14 protein-coding genes and 2 tRNA genes are annotated in these 21,188 nt (G+C 47.9%); 9 read left to right on the top strand and 7 right to left on the bottom strand.

Going from position 1 to position 21,188, the window contains the following annotated elements; translation table 11 throughout:
* Positions 1–35: 35 nt before the first annotated feature.
* The 8 genes from MWL85_RS01505 (at position 36) to MWL85_RS01540 (ending at position 10,367) form a co-directional block, all read left to right on the top strand.
* Positions 36–293: a hypothetical protein gene (locus MWL85_RS01505; RefSeq protein ID WP_244401097.1), complete on the top strand. Its 258-nt coding sequence runs from the start codon at positions 36–38 to the stop codon at positions 291–293.
* A gap of 438 nt (positions 294–731) precedes the next feature.
* Complete coding sequence (gene kbl, locus MWL85_RS01510; protein ID WP_244401098.1) at positions 732–1,931, top strand: glycine C-acetyltransferase; 1,200 nt, start codon at positions 732–734, stop codon at positions 1,929–1,931.
* A gap of 200 nt (positions 1,932–2,131) precedes the next feature.
* Entirely contained in the window at positions 2,132–5,521 is a 3,390-nt protein-coding gene (locus tag MWL85_RS01515) for a glycoside hydrolase family 2 TIM barrel-domain containing protein (protein ID WP_449581073.1), read from the top strand.
* Between the two features lie 238 nt (positions 5,522–5,759).
* The gene (gene thiD / locus MWL85_RS01520) at positions 5,760–6,578 is read left to right on the top strand and encodes a bifunctional hydroxymethylpyrimidine kinase/phosphomethylpyrimidine kinase (protein WP_288946230.1); all 819 of its coding nucleotides are present in this window, start codon (positions 5,760–5,762) and stop codon (positions 6,576–6,578) included.
* Positions 6,575–7,198: a thiamine phosphate synthase gene (locus MWL85_RS01525; protein ID WP_244401104.1), complete on the top strand. Its 624-nt coding sequence runs from the start codon at positions 6,575–6,577 to the stop codon at positions 7,196–7,198. The genes thiD and MWL85_RS01525 overlap by 4 nt, the downstream gene beginning before the upstream one ends.
* A complete protein-coding gene (gene thiC, locus MWL85_RS01530) occupies positions 7,198–8,769 on the top strand; it encodes a phosphomethylpyrimidine synthase ThiC (RefSeq protein ID WP_244401106.1) in 1,572 nt (523 codons plus the stop codon). Before MWL85_RS01525 ends, thiC begins: the two co-directional genes overlap by 1 nt.
* A 9-nt stretch (positions 8,770–8,778) precedes the next feature.
* Positions 8,779–9,546, top strand: a complete 768-nt coding sequence (locus MWL85_RS01535) for a sulfide-dependent adenosine diphosphate thiazole synthase (protein ID WP_018028297.1) — start codon at positions 8,779–8,781, stop codon at positions 9,544–9,546.
* A gap of 239 nt (positions 9,547–9,785) precedes the next feature.
* On the top strand, positions 9,786–10,367 hold the full coding sequence (locus MWL85_RS01540) for a thiamine phosphate synthase (RefSeq protein ID WP_244401108.1): 582 nt from the start codon (positions 9,786–9,788) through the stop codon (positions 10,365–10,367).
* Between the two features lie 79 nt (positions 10,368–10,446).
* Here MWL85_RS01540 and MWL85_RS01545 read toward each other — a convergent pair.
* The 5 genes from MWL85_RS01545 to MWL85_RS01565 all read right to left on the bottom strand — a co-directional run bounded on the left by MWL85_RS01545 (position 10,447) and on the right by MWL85_RS01565 (position 11,979).
* Positions 10,447–10,518, bottom strand: a tRNA-Glu gene (locus MWL85_RS01545).
* Positions 10,519–10,573: 55 nt separating this feature from the next.
* Positions 10,574–10,831, bottom strand: coding sequence for a 30S ribosomal protein S20 (gene rpsT, locus MWL85_RS01550; RefSeq protein WP_021903612.1), 258 nt, complete (start codon positions 10,829–10,831; stop codon positions 10,574–10,576).
* A 36-nt stretch (positions 10,832–10,867) separates the two neighbouring features.
* A tRNA-Glu gene (locus tag MWL85_RS01555) sits at positions 10,868–10,939 on the bottom strand.
* A gap of 132 nt (positions 10,940–11,071) precedes the next feature.
* Positions 11,072–11,341, bottom strand: coding sequence for a 30S ribosomal protein S15 (gene rpsO / locus MWL85_RS01560; RefSeq protein ID WP_018028866.1), 270 nt, complete (start codon positions 11,339–11,341; stop codon positions 11,072–11,074).
* 176 nt (positions 11,342–11,517) lie between these two features.
* On the bottom strand, positions 11,518–11,979 hold the full coding sequence (locus tag MWL85_RS01565; RefSeq protein WP_244401110.1) for an MgtC/SapB family protein: 462 nt from the start codon (positions 11,977–11,979) through the stop codon (positions 11,518–11,520).
* Positions 11,980–14,336: 2,357 nt separating this feature from the next.
* Here MWL85_RS01565 and MWL85_RS01570 point away from each other — a divergent pair.
* The gene (locus MWL85_RS01570; protein WP_244401112.1) at positions 14,337–14,915 is read left to right on the top strand and encodes a hypothetical protein; all 579 of its coding nucleotides are present in this window, start codon (positions 14,337–14,339) and stop codon (positions 14,913–14,915) included.
* Between the two features lie 53 nt (positions 14,916–14,968).
* Here the strand turns inward: MWL85_RS01570 and MWL85_RS01575 are convergent, their stop codons facing one another.
* Entirely contained in the window at positions 14,969–20,473 is a 5,505-nt protein-coding gene (locus tag MWL85_RS01575) for a hypothetical protein (RefSeq protein WP_244401114.1), read from the bottom strand.
* Positions 20,470–21,186: a hypothetical protein gene (locus tag MWL85_RS01580; protein WP_244401116.1), complete on the bottom strand. Its 717-nt coding sequence runs from the start codon at positions 21,184–21,186 to the stop codon at positions 20,470–20,472. The genes MWL85_RS01575 and MWL85_RS01580 overlap by 4 nt, the downstream gene beginning before the upstream one ends.
* Positions 21,187–21,188 lie beyond the last annotated feature (2 nt).

The raw sequence follows: 21,188 nt of genomic DNA on the forward strand, positions 1-21,188 counted from the left end.
GAAGGTGCTAAGTATTGGAAAAATCAATAGCGATTATGGAAAAAGAATATTGTAGAATCTGTGGGTATAGATTGGAGTTTGAACCATGGGGAGATGACGAAAAAACTCCAACCTATGAAATATGTCCTTGTTGTGGTGTTGAGTTTGGTAATGAAGATTGCACTATGAAATCAATTAAGGAGTACAGAAAGAGTTGGATAAAGTCTGGTTGCAAATGGTTTGACCCGAGCAAACGTGCCACAACGTGGTCATGGGAGAATCAGCAAAGACATATCCCCAGAGAGTTTAGATAATTATTTTCGGTAGTGCTCCAAATCGGGCGTTGTCAAAATAAAAAGAACAACAAACGTGGCACACAAACGCCAAGCCATAGTAGCGATAAATAGCAGAATGTATAATATTAAAACAACAAGAGAGTGCTAAACCATATATAGATTGTTTGAACTTTCCCATACAAGAGCGCGCTCCAACACCCATACAAAGGTAACAGGCAATACCCCTATATGGGTATTAAAAGCCGTATGCAATAAACAGAAAAAACATCAGTACAAGACCTCAATGGCTGTCTGGTTGGAAAATTATAAGTAAATTGCACTAGTAATTTGATTCTACGATCACAAAAATATGAGTGGTTGCTGAGGTGAATTGTAGAATAATAGGTATCTTTGAGGGAACGAAAAATAATAGGTATTCATTACCACACATCTAACTATAAAAATAGTATTAATATTATGTACGGATCTATCAAAGCACACCTTCAGAAAGAGCTAAAGGAGACAAGAGAAGCTGGTCTCTACAAGGAGGAGCGCATCATTACAAGTGAGCAGTTTGCAGAAATTACTGTGGATCAAAATGGGGAGCACAAGAAGGTGCTCAACTTTTGTGCCAATAACTACCTAGGGCTCTCCAACAACAAGCGACTTCTTAAGGCCGCTAAGGAGGCAATGGACAGACGTGGTTTTGGACTATCATCAGTTCGCTTTATCTGCGGTACTATGGATATTCACAAAGAGCTTGAGGCTGCGATCAGTCGCTACTTCCACACTGAGGATACCATCCTTTATGCTGCTTGCTTTGATGCCAATGGTGGTGTATTTGAGCCACTTCTTACGGATGAGGATGCCATAATTAGTGATAGTCTTAATCACGCCTCTATTATTGATGGTGTAAGGCTATGTAAAGCAAAGCGCTACCGCTATGCCAATGGCGATATGAAGGAGCTAGAGGAGCGTCTGAAAGAGGCTCAAGCACAGCGTTTCCGTATCATCGTGACTGATGGTGTCTTCTCCATGGACGGTAATGTGGCTCCTATGGATAAGATCTGTGCTTTGGCTGAGAAGTACGATGCCCTTGTGATGGTCGACGAGTGCCACTCCGCTGGTGTGGTTGGTAAGACCGGTAGAGGTGTTTCGGAGAAGTTTGACCTTTACGGCCACATTGATATCATCACTGGTACCCTTGGTAAGGCGTTTGGTGGTGCGGTAGGTGGTTTCACCACTGGTCGTAAGGAGATTATTGAGCTCCTTCGCCAGAGAAGCCGTCCATATCTATTTAGTAACTCTCTACCTCCTGCAGTGGTGGGTGCTGGTATCGAGCTCTTCAAGATGCTAGAGGAGAGTGATGACCTCCACACTAAGCTGATGAGTAATGTAGAGCACTTCCGCACCAAGATGCTAGAGCTGGGCTTTGATATCAAGCCTACTCAGAGTGCTATCTGTGCTGTGATGCTTTACGATGCCCCACTGAGCCAGAAGTTTGCAGCACGTATGCTAGAGGAGGGTATCTATGTGACTGGTTTCTACTATCCAGTGGTACCAAAGGGCGAGGCACGTATCCGTGTACAGCTCTCTGCTGCCCACGAGCCTGAGCATATCGATAGAGCGGTGGCTGCCTTTGAGAAGGTGGGTCGCGAACTTGGCGTTATTAAGTAAGCAGAATTTGAAAGGATAGACCATAATATTGGCCTATAATGTGATCATTAGGAGAAGTGGTGGGTGTGCAGTGGATGCATGCCTGCCACTTCTTTTTATATATGAAACGGAACTATTTGATACGTGAAACGAAACTGTTTGATACGTGAAACGGAACGGTTGGGTATAAGGATTAAAAAGGAATGATGCGGACTATTCGAATGACTAGGCTTGCCCTACTACTCCTTGCTCTTTCTATGTGTGGAGGAGAAGTGGGTGCCCAGCAGCTCCACAAGATTGCGGGCTTTGAATATGGGAATATGAAAAGCCCTACAGGGCGTGAGTGGGAGTCGCCTACTCAGCTGAGCTATAATAAGGAGCAGCCGAGGGCTTACTTTTTTAACTTTAAGAGCCACGAGGGGGCTCGTGCCTACCTCCCTTCAGAGGAGAGTGCCTACTACAAGAGCCTTGATGGGATCTGGAAGTTTCACTGGGTGGGCAACCCTTCGGAGCGGCCCATGGAGTTTTACAAAACGACCTTTGATACTTCTACATGGGATGATATCAAGGTGCCGAGTGCGTGGAATGTGGAGGGGATCCAAAAGGATGGCTCCCTGAAGTATGGTACACCGATCTATGTCAATCAGCCTTTTATCTTTCATCATACCGTAAAGGTAGGCGATTGGAAGGGTGGGGTGATGCGGGAGCCGGACCCTACTTGGACCACCTATAAGCATCGTAACGAGGTGGGCTCGTACGTGAGGAGCTTCACGCTACCCGAAGATTGGCAGGGGGAGCGGGTGATGCTCAATTTCGATGGGGTAGATAGCTTCTTTTACCTTTGGATTAATGGGCAGTATGTAGGCTTTAGCAAAAACTCACGCAATCGTGCTGCCTTTGATATTACTCCCTATCTAGTGAAGGGGGAGAATAAGGTGGCGGTGGAGGTATATCGTAGCAGTGATGGATCGTTTCTTGAGGCACAAGATATGTTCCGCCTTCCTGGCATTTTCCGTTCGGTTTACCTCACAGCTCAGCCCGAGGCACATATTAGGGATTTGATTGCCATCCCCTCATTAAGCCATGATTATAAGGAGGGGGCGTTGCAATTGACGGCGGAGCTTCGCAATCAGAGCAAGAGGAGCTTGAAGGGGTATCAACTCCGCTACACACTCTATCGGAATGATCTTTATTCGCAGAGCAATCACCCCACTGGTGCCTCAATAGCTATTGATGTGCCAAATGTAAAGGCCAATGAATACAAGATGGTGACGGGGAAGTTGGAGCTCAAGGAGCCAGCCCTTTGGAGTGCCGAGGAGCCTCATCTCTATACGCTTATTGTGGAGCTTTTGGATCGCCGTGGAAAGGTGACGCAGACCGCCTCTATCGTCACTGGATTTAGAGAGGTGGTGATCAAGGAGACGCCTGCCGAGGAGGATGAATTTGGTCTTGCCGGAAGGTATTTTTATGTGAATGGTAAGACGGTGAAGCTGAAGGGGGTGAACCGACATGAGACGGATCCCGAGACGGGTCAGACGATTTCTAAGGAGCGGATGCTACAGGAGATCGCTTTGATGCAGAGGGGCAATATCAATCATGTGCGGCTTTCGCACTATCCCAATACGCCTATTTGGTATTACCTCTGCGATCTCTATGGGCTTTACCTAGAGAATGAAGCCAATGTGGAGAGCCATGGCTACTACTATGGCGATGCGTCGCTCTCGCATGTGCCTGAATTTAGAGATGCGCATGTGGCGAGGGTGATGGAGATGGCGGCTGCGACGGTCAATTCGCCTTCAATTGTTATTTGGTCACTGGGTAATGAGGGTGGTCCTGGCGATAACTTCAAGGCGGCTTACGAGGCTCTACACCAATTTGATCCTAGCCGACCTGTTCAGTACGAGCGGAATAATAACATCGTGGATATGGGCTCTAATCAATACCCCTCTATCGCATGGACGAGGGAGGCGGTAAAAGGTACCTACGATATCAAATACCCTTTCCATATCAGTGAGTATGCCCACAGTATGGGTAATGCTGGGGGTAACTTGGCCGACTATTGGGAGGCGATGGAGAGTACCAACTTCTTCTGCGGAGCAGCCATTTGGGATTGGGTAGATCAATCTATCTACACCTACGATACCACTACTGGTGAGCGGTATATGGCGTATGGTGGGGACTTCGGAGACACGCCAAATGATGGTATGTTTTGTATGAATGGGGTGATGCTCCCCGACCTTACCCCGAAGCCGGAGTATCAGGAGGTGAAGAAGGTGTACCAGAATGTGGCTATCGAGGAGGTGGACTTGGGGAAGGGGCTGATCTCTATCTTTAATAAGCGGTACTTCACGACGCTAGATGATTTGGAGCTGGTGGTGAAGTTGATGCGTGAGGGTGAGGCTGTAGCCGAAAAGGTGGTGCCGATGCCTACCATCCAGCCACGGAGCAAGGCAACTATCGAACTACCTTTTAATCGTCCACAAGTGATGGAGCAGCCGGAGGAGTTCTTCCTTAATTTCGAGCTTCGTCTGAAGCAGGATCGTCCGTGGGCAAAAGCGGGTTTTGTGCAGATGGAGGAGCAACTCCTTCTGAAGGAGCGAGACCACTATCTACAGCTATCAGACCTATCTGCTGGGGCATCGCCTCTACAGCTCAAGGGAAGTACCCTCAAGGGGGATAAGTTTGAGCTCTCTTTTGATGACGCTACGGGGTCGATAGAGCAATACACTTATGATGGTGTGGCACTGATTACTGCTGGCAATGGACCTCGCCTTTCGGCCTTTAGAGCACCGGTGGATAATGATAACTGGGCTAGGGATGGCTGGATTGAAAATGGTCTGCACAACTTATCGCATAAGGCGATGAGTAAGGAGGTTCATCGCAATCAGAATGGCTCTATCTCTATCCTCTATGTGGTGGAGAGTCAGGCACCGAATCGTTATCAGCTGAAGGGCGGATATACTGGACGTTTTGAGGTGGAGACCCTTGAGGGAGAGCAGGACTTTAAGTTTGTCACCACTCAGGTATGGACGGTCTATCCCGATGGTTCTATAGCTCTTACGGCCAATATCACTTCTAATAAGAAGGGGGTGAATCTGGCTCGATTGGGCTATGAATTGGCAATGGCACCACAGTTTGACCAGCTCACTTATTATGGTCGTGGTCCGCTTAATAATTATAACGACCGAGATACAGGTGCTCACGTAGGGCTATACAAGAGCAGTGTAGCGGAGCAGTTTGTTCACTTCTCTAAGCCTCAGAGTATGGGCAATCGTGAGGGGGTAAGATGGACGGAGGTGACCGATGCCAATGGCCATGGCCTTGCCTTTATCGCTGAGGGGACGATGTCTGCAAGTGTGCTCCCTTGGACAGCGCTCGAGCTGATGTTGGCACCACACCCTCATCAACTTCCTAAGAGCTCTGGCACTCATATCCATTTGGATCTGGGGGTTACAGGACTAGGCGGTAATTCTTGTGGACAAGGGGCACCATTGCCCGAGGATAGGATACTAGGCGACGGTAGTCGCTTCTCTCTGCTAATCCGTCCAGCCGGCACTGAGAAGCGCGTATCAATGCCAGTGATTCATCCTTTTGGGGATGATATTTGGTAGTTACAAATAAATAGACTAGGTTTGTAAGTGGAAATAGTGAATTAGCTGGAGAGAGGACCAGCGAAGGGGTGCCACAACTGCTTTGTGAGCTGAGATTATACCCGTAGAACCTGATGTAGGTAATGCTACCGTAGGGAGTAAGAGAGTCTGTAGGGGCTCTTGTAGTTAACGAGTAACAGCCATAGAGTTGTGTACCTCATTTCGAGGAGACAACTCTATGGCTGTTACTTTATTTTGTATGATGAATGTGAAGTATATACCAACGCTTACGATTGCTGGCTCCGATAGCTCTGGAGGGGCAGGCATTCAGGCTGACCTTAAGACGATGTCGGCACTCGGGTGCTATGCTATGTCGGTAATTACCGCGGTGACTGCCCAGAATACTCAAGGGGTATTGGGGGTACAACCGATATCGGCAGAGATGGTGGCTCTGCAGCTTCAAGCAGTTTTGGAGGATATTCCACCGCTTGCCATTAAGACGGGGATGCTATTTGATACCACTATTATTGAGGCTGTTGCTACTGCCCTCAAGCAAGTAGATATCCCGCTAGTGGTGGATCCTGTAATGGTTGCTACAAGTGGTGATCGTCTCCTAAGTAAGGAGGCGGAGGAGGTGCTAAAGCAAAGGTTGCTCCCTTTGTCAACGCTCATTACTCCCAATCTGATGGAGGCGGAGGTGCTGTCTGGAGTGAAGATAGATTCTCAATCGGCTCTTTATGAGATGGGTCAATATCTCTTGGCACTGGGCACTAAAGCCGTCTTAATCAAGGGGGGACATACGGCCGATACCGAAGCTACGGACTACCTATTTACCGATAAGGGCGTGACCACCTTTAGTAAGTCGAGAGTGGACACGATGAATACGCATGGTACTGGTTGCACACTTTCTGCCGCTATTACTGCCTATATTGCTCGTGGGCTTTCGTTAGAAAAGGCCATTGAGCAGGGCAAGGAGTATCTCTCCAAGGCACTTAATTCTGGTAGGATGGTTGCTGTTGGCAAAGGCCATGGCCCAGTGGATCACTTTTTCCAACCTCAAAGTAGTATCAAGAGATGAAAGGTTTGCAATTTATTACGGCTGAAACGGAGCACTACTCTTATGTGGAGGGAGCGTATCTGGCACTCCAAGGAGGGTGTCGCTGGATTCAGTTGCGAATGAAGGAGGCTAGCCGTGAGGAGCTACTTTCCGTAGGAAGGGTGGTAAGAGGTCTATGTACTAGGTATTCTGCTACTTTTATTATCGATGACCATGTAGACCTGGTGAAGGAGTTAGGGGCAGATGGGGTGCACCTTGGCCTCAAAGATATGCCTATCGTAGAGGCACGTAGGATACTAGGTCCGAAGGCGATTATTGGGGGTACCGCTAATACTTTTGAGGACGTTTTACTCCATTATGAGAGTGGTGCTAATTATATCGGCTGTGGCCCTTATCGCTTTACCACAACGAAGAAGAAACTTGCTCCCACACTAGGGCTAGAGGGGTATCAAAAGCTTTTTGAACAGATGAGAGAGGCAGATATCCATCTACCCGTCGTCGCTATCGGTGGCATAGAGAAGGAGGATATCCCTGCCCTAATGCGGGCGGGTGCTTCTGGTATTGCCATCAGTGGCACCATATTAAAAGCCGATAACCCTGAAGAGATGACAGAGGAATTAATCAATATAATACAAGCTTAATGAAACAGAATCTAAAGATTACCTATCCCAACTCTAGTAAAATATATGTCCCTGGTGAGCTATTCCCAGAGATACAAGTGGGGATGAGAGAGGTAAAGCAGTTGCCCACAGTGGCGAAGGATGGTACGAAGCGTGAGAATCCAGCGGTGGTGCTCTATGATACCAGTGGGGCGTATAGTGATCCCGAAATAGCTATTGATCTAGAGAAGGGTCTGCCACGGCTTCGAGAGCAGTGGAGTATGAAGCGAGATAAGACGCAGCTCTATTATGCCAAGAATAATATCATCACTCCTGAGATGGAGTATGTGGCGATTCGGGAGAATATGAAGTGCCAAGAGGTGGGCGTTGAGAGCCATATCACGCCCGAATTTGTTCGCTCTGAGGTAGCAAGTGGACGGGCGGTGATCCCCGCTAATCACAAGCACCCCGAGGCGGAGCCAATGATTATTGGTACCAACTTTCTCGTTAAGATCAATGCCAATATCGGTAACTCTCCTATGGCTTCTGATATGGAGAAGGAGGTGGAGAAGGCAATATGGGCTTGTAAGTGGGGTGCCGATACCATTATGGACTTGTCTACCGGTAAGAATATCACAGAGACACGTGAATGGATCCTAAGGAATAGCCCAGTTCCCGTCGGCACGGTACCTATGTACCAAGCTTTTGAAAAGGTGAATGGAAAGGCGGAAGACCTCTCTTGGGAGGTGTTCAAGGAGACTTTGATAGAGCAGTGTGAGCAAGGAGTAGATTACTTCACCATTCACTGCGGTATCCGACTAAAGAATATCAATCTTGCGGATACTCGACTTACAGGCATCGTTAGTCGTGGAGGTAGTATCATCTCTAAGTGGTGCAAAGTGCATCAAGAGGAGAGTTTCCTTTACAGTCACTTTGATGATATCTGTGATATCTGTCGCCAGTACGATGTGGCACTTTCCCTCGGTGACGGGTTGCGACCTGGTTCTACCTACGATGCCAATGATGCAGCACAATTTGCAGAATTGGATACCATGGGCGAACTGGTAGAGAGAGCTTGGGCAAAGGATGTGCAGGTGTTTATCGAAGGTCCTGGTCACGTGCCTATGCACAAGATTGAGGAGAATATGACTCGGCAGATTGAAAAGTGCCATGGAGCACCATTCTATACACTCGGCCCATTAGTCACCGACATTGCACCTGCTTACGACCATATTACCAGTGCTATTGGAGCAGCGATGATAGGTTGGTATGGCACCGCTATGCTCTGCTACGTTACACCGATGGAGCACCTCGGTCTGCCCGATAAGGATGATGTTCGCACAGGTGTGGTCACCTATAAGATTGCTGCCCATGCGGCCGACCTAGCCAAGAGGCATCCTGCAGCTCCCATACGTGATAATGCACTGAGCCTTGCTCGCTATGAGTTTAGATGGAAGGATCAATTCAACCTTTCGCTAGACCCAGAGCGTGCCGAGGAGTATTATAGAAAGAGCAATCCTACGGACAAGAACTTCTGCACTATGTGCGGCCCAAATTTCTGTGCTATGAGGATCAGTCAAACACTTGATGAAGCGTGTAACCAAAATAAATAACAAACAAAAATGGAGAAACTAGTATCTCAAGGGATTATCACCCGTTATTTCGAGAAGTTAAATGATTGTTTGGACCTTGATGTTGCCATTGTTGGCGGAGGTCCATCTGGCATTGTCGCTGCTTACTATCTGGCAAAGGCCGGGCTTAAGGTAGCACAATTCGACCGCAAGCTCTCCCCCGGTGGTGGTATGTGGGGTGGGGCAATGATGTTCAATGAAATTGTGATCCAAGAGGAAGCCCTTGAGATCATTAAGGAGATGGGCATCAATTATGAGCCATACCAAGATAAACTCTATACCATGGACTCTGTAGAGAGCACTGCGGCACTTCTGTACAATGCAGTACATGCCGGTGCACGCATATTCAATTGCTACAGTGTGGAGGATGTGGTGTATAAGGAGAATAGGATCAGTGGCGTTGTGGTTAATTGGACCCCCGTACTTCGTGAAGGGATGCACGTAGACCCCCTCAATATTATGGCCAAGTATGTGATCGATGGCACTGGCCATGATAGCGAGATCTGTCGGGTAGTGGCTAAGAAGAATGGAGCTACTCTCAATACTAGCACTGGTGGTGTGGTAGGTGAGCAATCACTTGACGTGATAACTGGCGAGAAGATGGTAGTCGAAGGGACTAAAGAGATCTACCCAGGCCTCTATGTCTGCGGTATGGCCTCTTCTGCTGTTTATGGTACCCCACGTATGGGCCCTATCTTTGGAGGTATGCTGATGAGCGGTAAGAAAGTAGCCAATCTAATCATTGACCAATTGAAGTAATCACTCTTTTCTATGAGGTGTGCTACCCTTTATAAGAGACTGTTGCACGAAGGCGATCTGCTGCGTTGCTTTCGGAATTCGGCCTAGGTCACGTACGCGAGTACGCTCCCTTCGGCCTCATCCTCAGCGCCTTGCATTTCATCCTTCGTGCAAAGTCTCAACGCATTTGAGACAAATACGCGAGAATGGCACTTCGTGCAACATTCTCTATTAGGTGTGGCACACCTCTTTTAATTACTATGAAAGTGATCCTTATTACCCCAGAAGAGCCCTGTGAAAGCGAGGTGGAGCTCATCACGGAAGCCCTTGAAGTAGGGCTTTATCGTTGTCACCTCAGGAGACCCCATTGGTCGATAGAGGAGACCAAATCCTTTTTAGATAGCTTCTCTCCCGAAGCCTTAGCTAAAATAGTATTGCATGATCACCATCAGCTCGCTAAGGAATATCCAATTGGCGGGATACATTTCAACCGACGCCATCCATTCACTGAACGACCAATCGGGATTTCCGCCTCCATCTCTTGCCACTCACTAGAGGAGGTGGAGCGGTACCACGAGCAGATGGACTATCTCTTTCTAAGTCCTATATTCAATAGTATCTCCAAGCCCGATTATCCTGCCCAATTCTCGCTTGAGCAGTTACGCACATCCACCATAATTGATGATAAGGTGATAGCCCTTGGTGGTATCACACTAGAGAGGTTGACACTACTCCACGGCATCCCCTTCGGAGGTGTCGCCCTCCTTGGCGACTTCTGGAATTGTCTCCCATCTGCCAATCCCATTGACCACCTCAAAACTTATCTTTCCTTGGGGTATTAGTACAAAAAAATAGGACCTCGTTAGAGATCCTATTAAAAGCGTTCTTAGTCAATGGATGTATCCAATTGATGTATTCTTGTAGCCCATAGGGGAATCGAACCCCTCTTTCCAGAATGAAAATCTGATGTCCTAGCCGATAGACGAATGGGCCAAACCTAAAATATTTTGCTACTCATAGTTAGCCCTCAATCTTTACTCTACTGCGTTTAGACAGCTAGGGTATTAACATGCTGTGCAAGAGAGCTCTTGAGGTTTGCTGCTTTGTTCTTGTGAATTCTACCCTTTGATGCTAGACGATCAATAATCGAATTCAGCTCTGGCAACTTGCTCTGTGCCTCACTAGCATCGGTAAGTGCGCGGAAGTCACGAACAGCATTACGCATCGTCTTGCCGTAATAACGGTTTCTAACACGCCTAGTACTGCTTTGTCTTACTCTTTTAAGCGCAGACTTATGATTTGCCATATCTCTTAGTTACTTACTTCAAAATTATAAAACTTGTAGCCCATAGGAGAATCGAACTCCTCTTTCCAGAATGAGAATCTGGCGTCCTAGCCGATAGACGAATGGGCCAGCTAAAAGCAAAATCCGCTTTAGTCTCTACAAAGACACTTCGTTAACTTTGCGTTGGCAAAGGTACTAATAATTTCTCAATCCACAAAACTATGGGCGAAATTACTACCGAAATATCTTGCGTCGCTACTATTAACGGCGGATGCCTAGCTCCTTAATGATAGCACGATACCTCTCGATGTCCTTCTCCATTAGGTAGTCGAGCAAGCGACGACGCTTACCAACCAACATCTTGAGTGCACGGGAGGTGTTATGATCCTTTTTATTTGACTTCATGTGCTCAGTCAAATGCGAGATACGGTATGAGAACAATGCTATCTGGCTCTCAGCGGAACCAGTATCAGTGTTGGACTTCCCGTACTTCTCGAAGATCTCTTGCTTCTTTTCCGAATTCAAGTACATAACTCTACTCAATATATAATAGTTAAACACTTGCAACGCTCTAGCACTCGGCTAGGCCTTCGCTAAGGCAGTTGCGACTGCAAAGGTACCAAAAAATATAAATACTGGGAAATATTTCTCCTGTTTTGTCTGCAGCGTGGATTCTAGCCATGGTATGCACCTCTCCCAAAGCCGCATTATTCGTCTTCGTAGCTACTGTGTGATTTGGTTTCGTACTTCCGGCTCAGTGAATGGATGAAGTCATTCATAGGGACAAGGATGATATTGACTGCCAAGATGGCAAGGGTGCCTAATAGTGTTTCGTAAAAGAAGCCACCTGCAGCTAGCGCACCTATAGCGGAGCTACACCATACGGTAGCCGCCGTAGTGAGTCCACGCACACTCACCCCTTCCTTAAAAATGATACCACCACCAAGGAAGCCGATACCTGTGACTACTTGTCCGATAATTCGCGATACGTCGCCTCCTTTGGCATCTGTAATCATGATGGAGAGAAGCACATAGAGAGATGCACCGATGGTTACCAAGGTGATGGTTCGTAATCCCGCTGACTTGCTCCTCCATTCACGTTCAAAGCCGATGATAAAGCCCGCACTAATGGCAGCTAATAGGCGCAATGCGAAGTCAAGTGTACTCATATATTGATTTGATTATAGTTTTCTAGTTGTTGGATTTCACATTTCTGTAAATGTAACCATTTATTGCCACATTCCGTAATAACTACGATTGAGCTTAGTGTTTTACACTTCTGAGATGCCTACAGGGGTTACGCATTAGAAAAGCCTGTGTGGCATTCATTGGAGTATTATTGGGGAAAGGACCTCGGTAGAGGTCCGTGTTAAATAGGCACAGGTCGGAGGGGCGTAGCCCCGAACGACCTGTGTGTAAGAGCATATTCCCTACCTCAATGACCCCGGCTGAGGGGTCAGACCTAGATAAGGTTGTCCGACCCCTCAGCCGGGGTCGTAGGGATGTTTTGCACATCGTTATACACAGGTCTACGGCACTGCGTGCCTTGACCTGTGCCTATTTAACACGGACCCCTCAGCCGGGGTCCTTCCCTATAGACATACCTATGAATGCCCTACGGCAAGACCTTCCTAATGCGTAACCCCTGGAGGCGCCTATCGTAGGTCTCTTCTTTTCGAGGATTATCCAGTATCGAATCCTTTTTAACCACCCAAGGAACACTCCCGTTTTAGGGTTTCCAGCTGCGAAAATAAGGTGGGAAAATAGGCTAAAATAGGGTTAAAGAGACCTGTTTTATAACTAATTGAAATTCAGTGTCATATAAAATCATTTGCCGAGATGCAACTAAGCATTTGCTTTGTTGCATCTCGGCAATTGCTTAGTTGCAACTAACCGATTGCTTAGTTGCATCTCAACTTTTGCCCTACTAACATAGAGGTTTTTTTTGAGCAAGAGATAGCTTTTTCTTGTCCTTGATAATCTGCCGTAACCGCAAGAGGCAAATCGTGATTATAAGGGTACATGGAGCTTCTAGTTGTTCTGGACTAACGTCGCTCTGATTGATTGTCTCAAATTTTTTAATCTTACAGAAAATATAGCCACCCTAAGTAAGCCAGTAATCATTTGATTATGGTACCTTTGCATTGGTCAAAATAAAAAGCTCCACTTGGTAGCTTAGCGATACCAAGTGGAGCAAAGAAAGTAGCCTCGACGGGAATTGTACTATCTGCTCCTAGTGCTATAAGTCGTAATATGGTGGGACAATAGTGGGACAATAACCGAATTTGCAAGTGGTTTTAGTCGGTGTGATTTGACACTTAATATTGTTCCTCTTATTTGCCAATGCCGTGAAATCTACCTACCTTTGCATTGCGAAACGTTGGAGGAGGTTTTCCCCTTTCACTGCTACGTCGCTATCCTGCTTGCAACACCAAATGCGTTTATTACGCACATATAGCGACACACACTGCCCTGCCCTAGCATCACAGCTAGGGTGGGGCTTTTTCATCTTAATTTTGTACCTTTGCATTGCGAAACATTGGAGTTTTGGGACGCCCAAAAGGTCCCGCAAGCCCTGCCTAAATAGGTGGGGCTTCCTTCTTTTATCTCTCCCCTTAATTTAGTAGAAATACCTTGCAGACAATCAAAAAAAACGACCATAAATCATCGAAATTGTTATTAAACAATTAAAATTCTAATCAATAGAATCCCTAGCCCGCATAAAAATAGAGCAGTCTCCAATCCCACAAAAGGCGAGGAGGTGGCTCCTACACCACCTCCTCTGGAGAGAAAATCACTCATCTACATAGAAGCAAAAGCACTTACTGTTCTTAGGATAAATCCTACGTCCGTTGCGTACAATATACTTACAGAAGACAAGCTTCTTTCCGCTCACTGGTTGCAAATCAGATTTCTGCATAAAAAAAACACCTCCTTTCTCCTACGAGATCCTACCAAAGAGGCATAACCTCTGGCTCTAACTTTCTTACAGAGTTTCTGCAAGAAAAACCCCCACCTGTAGGAGGGCGGGGGTATTCTTCTGCACCTTGGTTATTTTCGAGCCAGAGGGATGCATAATCTGATTTGCATTGCAAAGGTACGGACATTTATCCGAATAAAAAACAAAAAGTACACACTCTCCCAATCACTTTTTCGCCCAATTTTCGCTTATTTCCCTTCTCTCATCTTCCTAATCGCCTGATAACCAATGTTCATCACTAATATGTTCCACGACTTCAAAACCTCCATTTTAACCATTAAAGGGGGTGCTTCGACCTCTTTTTAACTCATTTTAGTGCGGTTTTCTGCATTATAGGGTATGTTTCACGGCTGTTTTGACCCTACTTTGACCCTAACTCTCGTACTTTTCGAGTTGTAACGACATCTCCATTCCCATCCCTTGACACCTCCTCCTTTGCTAAAAGGTACCATATCGGAGGTGCCAGACCCTTGGACTTTTTTTATCTCTCCCCTTAATTTAGTACCTTTGTGACGAACGGATATTAACACTTTAGAGAATACGACAATGAAAACGATTATCAAGATTTTAGCGGTATTGGCTGTGGTAATGGCTGTTACCGCTTGCAATGGGAGTAAGCCCAAAGGACTGCTAAAGCAAGGGGCGATGGTTTATGTGAATGTAAGGCAAGAAGGACTTAAGGCAATGGATGGAGACGCAAACACAGGGGAGAAGCTATATACACCCGCTGAGATTGTAAAGGAGGCGATGAACTTCTGCCTTGACACTCCAGAGGGTGATATCAATGGTCTGCTGGGCATCAGCGAGAAGATGAAAGACTACGATAATAATCGCATCAAAATGTGGGGCGAGCAAATCATCAGCGAAGATGGTGAGCTTGTGGAGTACTTTATGAAGTGTAAGAACGTGAGGATTTGCAATGGCAAATATCCCGACAAAGACAATCATAGAAATATCATTGCCTATATCCCCAATAAGGTCATGCAGGAGGGCTGGGTAAAGATAAAGAAGGCCTACGATACAGGCAACTATGAGGAGGTATATAGACTATTCCAACAGGTCTACACTGCTATCCCAATCACTCCAAGTGAGTATCAGAAGCTCGTAGAGAAAGGAGAGAATTAATTGAACCATAATATCAAAAAGGGGTGTTGCTGAATTGGCAACACCCCTTTTTTCTACTCTGCTAAGAAGCAAGTATAGCTAAATCCATTCTGAGTATAATTGTCATTGTTAGTGATGATTGCCACCTCAAACGAGTAAGAGCTGATATTAAATACTCTTGGAGCTAGGCTCCAACTTCCATTATTTCCACTATACCCAGTTACCTGTATAGTTGGTATATAGTGGTCATGGGGTATTGAATGGTGTACTGTATAGCGTTTGGTGCTATATTCATAATCTACTTGTGGTTGGCCAGTTCCCCACTTGTTCTTATATCGTCCAAAAGATTTCACAATAGCCCCACTACTTCTCACCATTACACCGCAGAGAGGCACACCAGGAGTGTCGATATAGTCGACTTTGAGACCACCACCAATCGTGGCAAAGGTTGCTCCCTCAGGGTGGTCGTGATTGAAGTCTACAAAGGATTTGCCCCCACCATAGATACGCATACCACGGTCAGAGAAGGACGTCTGTCGGTAATTCGTTGTGTACTTTTGCTTCACCTTGATTTCCTTAGCACTACCGCTTCCAAAGTTGGTATAAAACGTAAGCGTGTGGATGCCTTTGTTCAGAATAACCGTTTTGTGAACGCTTGTAGTAGACATTGGGATTGTGCTTTCGCATACCCATCCGCTAATGTGATGGGATGAGCCGTGTTCTCCGCCATCTATAATTGGTCGGCACTCCTTGTTCCTCCAAGCCTCGTAAGCGTATGCAAAAAGGTTTCTATCATCATCCATACTGACAAGCACCTGCTTTCCGTAGCTATCATTGTCCACGTTGTGTGGCTTGCTGTCGCTATCTATGTATACCGTTTTCGATTCACCATTTATCACCAAGGCCATATCGATGGTCACCGAGGTGTTGTCATTCAGTACCTCAAAGGTGCGTGAAATTCTTTGCCCCTCTGTTATCCTCACCTCTTGCAACTCGTGAGAGGAATCAATCGCATTAGCCCGCAATACCTCTTGAATCGTCTGCGTCATCACATTTCGGCCAAACTCCATAAATGCCTTGCTAATATCTTCTATCGGAGCCACGACAATACGGTCGCTATCAAAGTGCAACTGACCGATATGCCCAGTACCATCGTTGCGAAGTACCGTCAGTTCTCCTGTTGAAGCAGTAGAGCGTACAATCCAATTGCGAATGTTAGGGAGCTTATAGATAACCGTGTAGCCTTGCTTTAGCAATGATTGCTCCCTTTGTTCGTCCGTAGTGACATCAGAGCCAAAGCTCACCTTTCCGCTATCCAGAAGCGTAGCAAGGGCGACACTATCGGGGTATTGAATTCCCAGCCTTAGAGCATTTGCCCCAGTGTTGGCCGTTCCGCTTATCGTCGCCGTTACCTGCCCTGTTGTTGGCTCTGAAAGGATAATATCATTTGTCAGCACCAACCCACCCGCGACCTGCGTCTTACCGTTCTTCAAGCTGTCAAGGAGGTACTGAATATCCTTTGTGTCAGTCTTGTCGATTAACCCCTGCTCCAATTGTGCTTGGGCTTTGTTTAGGGTGGCTATGAGCGTATTGGCGTTGGAAAGTCCAGCGTTAATCTCTTGCACTGCTGTGGCTCTGGCTTGGGCTTCCTTGTCAATATCTGCTTGGATGTCTTCAGGTGCTGGCGTCCAGTCTGTAGCAATAGAGCCCTTCTCTAGCTTAATTCTTGTGATTGAGGTTTTGCTTCCCTTTTTGTAGTTTGGATGATTTGTTCCTCGGAATATAACTAAAGAGCTATTTGACTTGTTTGGGTCATTTCTCCACTTAAAGGTTTGCTTCCACACACCTTTAACCCTATTCTGAATGTTTGACACCTCTGTATTTCCACCAGAATTGTACACCCAAAGAGCCTCTGAAAAATCTGCTCCCTCTGCTTCCCCCCAAATCTGTATGGTATATGCTTCACCTGCAATCATCATAGATGGGTCAGCGATATAATAGCGTCCAACGGAATAGTCACTGTTAGATATGCCTTCATTGCTTTTGAGTAATAGGTTGCGACCACCCACCTGCAATTGCCCGTCCAGCTCCTCCGCTCTCTTTACTGCGTCATCGTACGCCTTTTGAGCTTCAGCAATCGCTTTTCTCTCCGCTTCTGTAAGCACCCCATCAGAATACGCTTTAGCATTCGTTTCAGCGAGCTTTGCTTTCTTTTCCGCTACGTCAACCGCCCTCCTCTCCGCTTCCGTTAGAACTCCATCAGCGTACGCCTTTTGTCTCTCCTCTAATAGTTTGTCTTGAGCTTCGGCATACGCTTTAGCTGTTTCCAACGCCTTGTTCGTTGCTTCTATGCGAGCCTGCTCCTCGACTGTCACGATGCCGTCTGCGTGTGCTTCCGCCTTAACTCGTTCGGCTTCGGCTTGTGCATTAGCGTATGCTTCCCACGCCCTCTTGCTGGCCTCTTCACTCTCCTTAAGCTGTGTTGCACCGATGTACCGCACTTTGTCCACCCAGTGGCTTTCCACAAATGCACTGCTTCCCTGCTTGGCGAATAGCATTGTCCCCGCCTCGTACGAAATGCCATTGAGCACCTGCGATGACTCCATTACCCACGTGTCACCCTCCTCATACTTCGTCGGCTTCACAAGAAATGTGGTACTCTTTCCGTCTGCCGTCGTTTGGGCTTTAGAGGCTTGGGCAAGGGCTTGCGATACAAGGGTATCGTGTATCTCCTGCCACTTAAATTCAGTGGTGTACCGCCACGATTTGCCCATAAACTGCCCACTCTCATCAGTACTAGTATAAGTATCACCGATGTGACGAGCCTTAAGACCATTGGTCGTCCACTCGTTTTCAGGAGCTTTGTCGGGTGCTGGTGCACCAGGGTAAAACCAATTAGATACCTCTCCATCGGCTTGCTCTTGCAAATTGTCTAGCCGTTGGTTCGCTTTGTTTATAAGGTCAGTGAGCGTTGCATTGTCATTCGCTCCACTCTCACGGAGTGCATCTAGTGCCTGCTGTAGTGTCTGTGTGCTATCAGCTTGAGCTTTATCGCCTTCCTCTCGTGCCTTAGCTTCATTTTCAATGCTTGCCTGGACATCTTCAGGAGCAGGAGACCAGTCTGTAGCAATAGAGCCCTTCTCTAGCTTAATTCTTGTGATTGAGGTTTTGCTTCCCTTTTTGTAGTTTGGATGATTTGTTCCTCGGAATATAACTAAAGAGCTATTTGACTTGTTTGGGTCATTTCTCCACTTAAAGGTTTGCTTCCACACACCTTTAACCCTATTCTGAATGTTTGACACCTCTGTATTTCCACCAGAATTGTACACCCAAAGAGCCTCTGAAAAATCTGCTCCCTCTGCTTCCCCCCAAATCTGTATGGTATATGCTTCACCTGCAATCATCATAGATGGGTCAGCGATATAATAGCGTCCAACGGAATAGTCACTGTTAGATATGCCTTCATTGCTTTTGAGTAATAGGTTGCGACCACCCACCTGCACCCCCTCCGAAATCACTTGGTCAATATCCTTTGTACTTCCGTCGGGTCGCTTAAACTCAATCTTGTCGCTGTAGATATTGCCTGTCTCTAGGTCAATGAGCATATTACCGCTCCGTGAGCGTATATAGCGAGTGGCGATATGCGAGGGGCTTATCTCCGTAAACCCATAAAGTGGCGTAAAGTCTCGGCTCCCCTCCGTGCCATTCAGTAAACCCACAAGCAAGCGGTCGGGGGTTATCTGTAGTGGCTTTGTGCTAACGACATACCTCGGGGTTGGCTTTAACTCCACGTAAATGTGTGCCTGCTGTTCGTCTGGCTTCAAAGTGTAAGTGAGTGCGGGTATCGTGGTCTCCACGGTCTTTGGCTCTGGCTCTAAAGTCGTGCCTGCCACCCTCTGACGTATCGTTTGCCGTGGTATCGTAATGGCTCCGCCCTTGCCCTCGGTCCAGCTAAAGCCACCTCCCACAAACTCAAACTGCAATGCAGACGAGCCAATCACTGCATACATCGTCTGCAGTGTCTCGGGCTTAAGTGCCTTGCTAAACCCATCTATCTTTAGCTTCTCCACCATCTCCCGTACCGCCTCGGTGTCTTTGTATGTGCGGTCTTGGAGCTTCACCAGCCCTGCCCGAAGCTCCTCACGCTGTCGTACCTCTGCATTCTCGAGGGTGGCGATTTGAGTCGCCAGCGAGCCAACCATATAGGGAGCGTTTGAAAAGGTGATGCGAGGGGTGTAGGGGCTGTTCAGTGACGTCCGCACCGAGCTAATCCGCACCTCACTAGAGGCGCCCTCCAGTCTCACAATCGTGCCGACCACCAGCTTATGAGCCACAGTAGCCCAATTCTTCTTCGCCCAAAGCCCATCCAGCTCCGCACGATACTGTAGGCGTGGCTCCAGTCGCTCCGCCATATACTCCGCCCCTCTCAGTAGCATCTCACCCTCGGCACTTGTGATGTACTCATCAGGGAGCGAGCAGCCAAAGATAGCATACTTATCCCCAACAGCAGGGTAGAAAGTGGTAGGCTCAGGCATCAACACCCCGTCAATCTCCTTCCGCACCAGCTTAAACCGCTTCTCGCTGTGTACATACCCAACTAGCTTGTCATCCTTCGTGGCGAGGTCAAAGGTACGCCCCGCAAGGCGACCGCTTTGGAACTCCAGTCGCATCGTATCCCCTCCCACACGGTGCTGACCATAGTCAATCGTATTGGCGTCGTCCAGCACGTCCCACTCATCGCCCACTTGCTCCACCTTGCTCACCGTGCCGACCCGCTTAGGGTAGATGGAAGAGGCATCAAAGGCACGCTCCGAGGTATTGAGCCGTGTATCCCCCTCAAGCGAGATGTACCGCCCTTCAGCGTCCGCAACAAAGGAGTGACCACCCACCGACACCTTGCCACCCTTAGAGAGGTGCAGTTGGTGACTGCCATACTTCGCAGGGTCTATGTTGCGGTCACCGCCCACCACATAGAGCCGACCGATTGCCGTCTCCTTGGGGTCTGGCTCCACCGTGATGTCCTTCTTCAGCCCATTGCGATAAGCTAGCAAGAGCGGATCCGACTTGTACCGCTCCACCCTGCCGAATGAGATAGCCCCGTCCGTCAACTGCACCTCCGTTTCAAACTTAGAAGCCACCATACGGCACGCCTCCAGGAGCGAGGTGTTATTGAATGCAATCACCCGAGTGGTGTCGCCAGTAGCGCAGGCACCCACCTTCCAACTAGGGAGGCAGTCCGATATAAGCTCTGCATACTGATCCGTCCGACCGGTAAAGACGAACTTCGTCCGCCCCAGCTTATCCTTCACCAGCACCCGATCAAGCTCCAAGTGACGCCCCTCAAGGTTGAGTGTATAGCGGTACTCCCGTGTGCTTACCTTCACCGCCTTAGGGGTAGAGAAAAGCGAATACCGCTCCCCTCTCCACGTCACGTAGCAGAGCTCAGGTACCAGTACCTCCTCCGCCAATACAAAGTCAAGAGAGATGCGGTTGAACCGCTCCAACGTCTCCTCACAAAAAGAGCTATCCAGGGCGACCACCTCTCGCCACAGCTTGCCATCAGGTCTATATATCTTCATAACGTCAAAAAGTTTAAGTCCACCTCCCAATAAAACGTATCACCATACAACTCAAGGGCAGAGGTACCGCCCGATTGATACTCCATCTCCACACCGTCCACCAGCGTCTTAGGGGCAAAAAGCACCGATACCAGTCGATCGTACGCTCCCCATAGCTCCGCCCCTTTTGCCTTGATTAAAAGCTTCAGAGAGCGAGAGCTTCGCCCCTGCACCACCGTGCCGTTCGTCACATAGAGACCACCCACCATACCCGTTACTTGTTCCGAGGCTCCTGGCTTAATTACCACCGTGCTACCTGCGAGCTGCGACCCCTCAAGGAGGGCTTCCGAAAGCGTCGTTGGCGTCTTAGATAGCACCACCTTAGGGGTGTCCAGCACGCCCGAGAGGCGCACCTCCGTAAGAGCTTCGCTGAACTCCTCCCGAGTGGCGTTGGTGACGCGAAGGGGGACCACCCTGCCGAGGAACTGCACCTCTGCCACCTCTTTACTGAGTAGCGAAGTCCACAGCCCTGTCACCTGCGTAGGGTCTAGCCCAATGATCACCTCCACCTCCTTACTACTGGGATAGAGTGGCTCAGTGGTATCCACCTCTGTAGGGGCGTCACCCCATTCATTCACGAGCCGTTTCTTAGGCTTCGGAGGGGTGAAGAGCGAGGCGAGCGACCCCTGCTTCACCTCCACTTCCACTCCGTTAACTGTCATCTTGATTGCCATAC

Origin of the sequence: Porphyromonas somerae, from assembly GCF_022845615.1 — a bacterium.
Classification (GTDB): Bacteria; Bacteroidota; Bacteroidia; order Bacteroidales; family Porphyromonadaceae; genus Porphyromonas_A; species Porphyromonas_A somerae.

What these genes read in the sequence shown, in the direction of transcription:
- MWL85_RS01565 (WP_244401110.1), bottom strand. Translation starts at nt 11,979, where the DNA reads ATGAGTACACTTGACTTCGCATTGCGCCTATTAGCTGCCATTAGTGCG.
- MWL85_RS01505 (WP_244401097.1), top strand. Translation starts at nt 36, where the DNA reads ATGGAAAAAGAATATTGTAGAATCTGTGGGTATAGATTGGAGTTTGAA.
- rpsT (WP_021903612.1), bottom strand. Translation starts at nt 10,831, where the DNA reads ATGGCAAATCATAAGTCTGCGCTTAAAAGAGTAAGACAAAGCAGTACT.
- MWL85_RS01535 (WP_018028297.1), top strand. Translation starts at nt 8,779, where the DNA reads ATGGAGAAACTAGTATCTCAAGGGATTATCACCCGTTATTTCGAGAAG.
- MWL85_RS01540 (WP_244401108.1), top strand. Translation starts at nt 9,786, where the DNA reads ATGAAAGTGATCCTTATTACCCCAGAAGAGCCCTGTGAAAGCGAGGTG.
- MWL85_RS01580 (WP_244401116.1), bottom strand. Translation starts at nt 21,186, where the DNA reads ATGGCAATCAAGATGACAGTTAACGGAGTGGAAGTGGAGGTGAAGCAG.
- MWL85_RS01575 (WP_244401114.1), bottom strand. Translation starts at nt 20,473, where the DNA reads ATGAAGATATATAGACCTGATGGCAAGCTGTGGCGAGAGGTGGTCGCC.
- MWL85_RS01570 (WP_244401112.1), top strand. Translation starts at nt 14,337, where the DNA reads ATGAAAACGATTATCAAGATTTTAGCGGTATTGGCTGTGGTAATGGCT.
- thiD (WP_288946230.1), top strand. Translation starts at nt 5,760, where the DNA reads ATGATGAATGTGAAGTATATACCAACGCTTACGATTGCTGGCTCCGAT.
- MWL85_RS01525 (WP_244401104.1), top strand. Translation starts at nt 6,575, where the DNA reads ATGAAAGGTTTGCAATTTATTACGGCTGAAACGGAGCACTACTCTTAT.
- kbl (WP_244401098.1), top strand. Translation starts at nt 732, where the DNA reads ATGTACGGATCTATCAAAGCACACCTTCAGAAAGAGCTAAAGGAGACA.
- rpsO (WP_018028866.1), bottom strand. Translation starts at nt 11,341, where the DNA reads ATGTACTTGAATTCGGAAAAGAAGCAAGAGATCTTCGAGAAGTACGGG.
- thiC (WP_244401106.1), top strand. Translation starts at nt 7,198, where the DNA reads ATGAAACAGAATCTAAAGATTACCTATCCCAACTCTAGTAAAATATAT.
- MWL85_RS01515 (WP_449581073.1), top strand. Translation starts at nt 2,132, where the DNA reads ATGACTAGGCTTGCCCTACTACTCCTTGCTCTTTCTATGTGTGGAGGA.